General features: G+C 67.5%; 1 protein-coding gene and 1 pseudogene. Both read right to left on the bottom strand.

Annotation, left to right across the window (positions count from 1 at the left end; all coding sequences use genetic code 11):
- On the bottom strand, nucleotides 1-441 hold a 441-nt coding region (locus IG74_RS54560; protein WP_324607546.1), incomplete at its 3' end, for a hypothetical protein.
- A 65-nt stretch (nucleotides 442-506) separates the two neighbouring features.
- Nucleotides 507-830 (bottom strand): annotated as a pseudogene (locus tag IG74_RS54565) (acyltransferase domain-containing protein); the annotation flags it as partial.

The following is an 830-nucleotide window of genomic DNA, read 5'->3' on the forward strand; positions in this document are numbered from 1 at the left end:
AACCGACCCGTACTCCAGCCCGTTCTCCGCCGCCCGCACATACTCACCCGACACATCAACCAACTCAGCCCCCACCGGAGGCCACACACCAAAGTCGAACCGGGCCTCGGAGCCGGGCGCGGCCGAACCCAGCAGACCGTGGGCATGCCGCGTCCAGGCGGCACCCTCGCCCTCCGCTTCCGCCCGCGAGAACACACTCACCTCACGGAAGCCGGAAGCATCCGCCTCCTCCACCTCAACCTGAAGGTGCACCCCGCCCTTCTCGGGCAGGATCAGCGGCGCTTCCAGGATCAGTTCCTCAACCCGACCACAGCCGACCTGATCGCCCGCCAGTACCGCCAGCTCCACGAACGCCGTCCCGGGCAGCAGCACGACCCCGTGCACGGCGTGATCCGCCAGCCACTCATGCGTGGCCAACGACAACCGTCCGCTCAGCAGCACCCCGCCACCACTGGCCAACGACACCACCGCACCCAACAACGGGTGCCCCAGCGAACCCAACCCCACCGAACCCACATCACCCACACCCGCGGGGGCATCAAGCCAGAAGACACGGTGTGGCCCTCATCGAGCAGGAGGCGAGTCGTGGACTCCAGCTCCACGGTCTGCCGCAGATTGCGGTACCAGTACTCCGCGTCCAGACCGGCCGTGTCCACCAGCTCACCGGACACCGTCGAATAGAACGGCACCTCAGACGTACGCGGCTTCAGGTCCGCCAGAACCCTCAGCAGCTCCTCGCGGATCTCCTCCACATGCGCGGAGTGCGAGGCGTAATCCACCGGAACCCGGCGGACCCGGATCTCCTCACCCTCCAGCTGCGCGACCATCTC

It is taken from the genome of Streptomyces sp. NRRL B-1347 (assembly GCF_000720325.1).
Classification (GTDB): Bacteria; Actinomycetota; Actinomycetes; order Streptomycetales; family Streptomycetaceae; genus Streptomyces.